A 2,908-nucleotide genomic window follows, 5' to 3' on the forward strand; every position below is an offset into this window, starting at 1 on the left:
AGGATCGGGTCCGACAGACGCACGTCGTTCCGGGAGTCGCTGGCGGCCACCCACAGCCGCAGCACCTCCGCGCCGTACTGCTGGGTGATCTTCTGCGGGGCGACGGCGTTGCCCTGGCTCCTGGACATCTTCTCGCCCTGCCCGTCGAGCACGAAGCCGTGCGTGAGGCAGGCCTGGAAGGGCGACACGTCCCGAGTGCCCACGGACACCATCATCGACGCGGAGAGCCAATCGCGCTGCTGATCACTCCCCTCCAGGCACAGGTCCGCTGGGAGGCGCTGCCGCCGCTCGAGCACCGCCGAGAACATGCACGCCGAGTCGAACCCCTTCTCCAGGATGTCCGTCTCGCGCCGGAACCTGCTCCCGCCGCAGGAGGCACACCGGAAGTCCGCTCCCAGGAACTCCTCCACCGGCGCTCGGTGCCACACGCCCGCGCCGTCCCTCTCCACCGCCGCCGCCACGCGCTCCATCACCTCCGGAGACACGACGGCCTCTCCGCAGCCCTCGCAGTAGCCGATGGGAAGAGGTACCCCCCAGCTCCGCTGCCGGCTGATGCACCAGTCCCCCCGTCCTTCCAGGATGTCTCGAATGCGGCTGCGCCCCTGCTCGGGCATCCACTTCACCTGCTCCACCTCTTCCAGCACCTGCTGGCGGACCGTCCTCTCCCCGGTGAGCGGCTTGTCCAGGCCGATAAACCACTGGGAAGTCGCCGAGAGGATGACCGGGTGGTGGCAATGCCGGCAGTGCGGCTGGCTGTGCTCCACCGTGTCCTGCTTCGCGTTCAGCAGCGCGCCCCGCTGAGCCAGCAGCTCGACGATGGCTGGGTTGGCCTCGAACACCGCCAGCCCCTGGAGCGGCTCGCCCACTGTGTGCACCAGTCCCGTGCCCGCCTCCAACGTCACGGGCCCGCCCAGCACCACCCGCCCCGTCCTCTCCAGGAACGGGTGCTGGTAGCTGAGGTGCTCCAGCTCCTCGCCGCTCGCGTACACGAGGATCTTCCGCAGATCGTCGAACGCCACCGTCTCCACATCCCCACCCGGCAGCCGCGCGTTCTTCATCACGAGCTCGTCCGCCTTGACCTCGGAGAGCACCTTGGCCAGCAGCACCTTGGCCACGCAGAGGACGCGCTCGCCCGCTTCATAGAAGACGTACTCGGAGTCCGCATGCACCGTGATGACCAGGTTGGCTGGCAGTGTCCACGGAGTCGGAGTCCAGATGACGAAGAAGACCTCGCGCCCCTTCAGAGAGGAGAACCTCTCCGCCACCTCCGGCCCCGCGCGGAAGGCCACGTAGGCCGAGGGGCTCGTGCGCGGCGCATGCTCCACCTCCGCCTCCTCCAGCACCGTCTGATCATGCGGACACCAGAACACCGGCTCCTTCCGCCGGTAGAGCAACCCGCGCCGCGTGAGCGTGGCCAGCTCGCGCAGCTCCTGCGCCGCGTATGCGGGATCGAGCGTCCGGTATGCCGCCTCCCAGCTCCCGAACACACCCAGCCGCTGGAGCTCCGCCTTCTGGAGTTCGATGATCTCCAGCGCGTACGCCTGGCAGTGCTCCAGGAACGCCTCCCGGGACAGCATGCGCTTGTCGATCTTCCGCTCCTTCAGCCGCTCCTCCACGGCCCGCTCGATCGACAGGCCGTGCGTGTCCCAGCCAGGGATGAAGTCGCACCGCCGCCCGCTCAGGTTGCGGTACTTCACCACGATGTCCTTGAGCACCTTGTTGAGCGCGTGCCCCAAGTGGAGGGGGCCCACGGCCTCCAGCGGCCCATCTGGCAGCACGAAGGGCTCGGCGCCCGCGTTCTTCTCCAGCATCCGCGCCCAGATGCGTCGCTCATGCCACCACGCCAGCAACCGAGGCTCCAGCCGTGCCGGGTCACCGTGGAGGGGAAACTCCGTCCGCGGGAGGTTCAGGGTGTCCTGGAAGTCCTTCGGAGGCGCGCCGGCGTCGCTCATGAAGGGCGGGCCGTAGCATGCCCCTCCAGGCCCATCAATGCGCGCCGGGCTGGCAGTGTCAGTCGCAGTTGGTGGGCACGGGGGCGGGCTGGAGCTGAGCCGCACGTGCCTCGCCCTGCTGCCCCGCGTAGGTGATGCGGTAGCGGCCCTTGCCGGCCGTCCCATCCACCCGGACCCGAGCCCCCGCGGGCACCTTCACCAGCGCACCGCGCCCGGGCCGCAGCACCAGCCCTGCCGCGTCCTTCACCTGGGCATAGGAGCCAGCTGCCCAGGGCGTGCCCGGCTCGGCGCGAACCCCGTCCTCCGCCCGGGCCTCCTCGAGCAGCACCAGGTGTCCCAGCAGGCCCAGGAGCGCCCACAACCCCACTGCCATGCGAGGCTTCCGGGGCCTCCGGGAGCGCAGCGCCTCAGCGTGTCTCGTCGAGGAGATCGTCATCAGAACCGTTGCGGCCCATGACGATGACCGACAGCCCACCGCCCTCGCGGGGGCGGCTCAGCACCTCCACCGCCTCGTTGCCCTTGCGGAAGAGCCCCGGCTTCTTCTCCGTGTAACCCTTCTTCGGCATCGCCTCACGGTAGAAGTCCTGCAGTTCCTGCTGCGTGGCCTTCGTGATGTACGAGAGCGACTTGCCCACCTCGACGTTGACGGTGACGAGGTTCTCGGCCCCCGGGTACACCGGCAGGAAGGCCGAGTCCTCGGGCTTGCGGATCTGCCCCACGTTGGCCGTGCCCAGCAGCACCTTCGTCGTCTTGCCGTCCGGGTTGGGCCGCATGATGACGGAGTAGGCCAGCAGCCGGTCCACATCCAGCGCGGTCAGCGAGATCGCCCCGTGCACCGCGGTCTGCCCGCTGGGGGGGGGAATGAAGAAGCCAGCCTTCTTGAACTGCTCGACGAAGTGCGCGAAGAGGGCGTCCGGCTTCCAGCTGGACGTGACCGCGTGCAGCTTCATGGGGAT

The 2,908-nt window shown here is 69.0% G+C and carries 2 protein-coding genes and 1 pseudogene; all 3 read right to left on the reverse strand.

Translation table 11 applies throughout. The annotated features are described in order from the left end of the window. A partial coding sequence (locus VD972_RS31620; protein ID WP_324992507.1) for an isoleucine--tRNA ligase occupies window positions 1-1,952 on the reverse strand: 1,952 nt, incomplete at its 3' end. A 58-nt stretch (window positions 1,953-2,010) separates the two neighbouring features. After that, complete coding sequence (locus VD972_RS31625; RefSeq protein ID WP_324992508.1) at window positions 2,011-2,325, reverse strand: hypothetical protein; 315 nt, start codon at window positions 2,323-2,325, stop codon at window positions 2,011-2,013. 34 nt (window positions 2,326-2,359) lie between these two features. Then, window positions 2,360-2,908: pseudogene (locus tag VD972_RS31630) on the reverse strand (hypothetical protein); the annotation flags it as partial.

The organism is Hyalangium sp. (assembly GCF_035629615.1).
Classification (GTDB): Bacteria; Myxococcota; Myxococcia; order Myxococcales; family Myxococcaceae; genus Hyalangium.

Bases quoted from the DNA above. Each gene is read 5' to 3' on its own strand.
- VD972_RS31625 (WP_324992508.1), bottom strand. From the start codon at position 2,325: ATGGCAGTGGGGTTGTGGGCGCTCCTGGGCCTGCTGGGACACCTGGTG.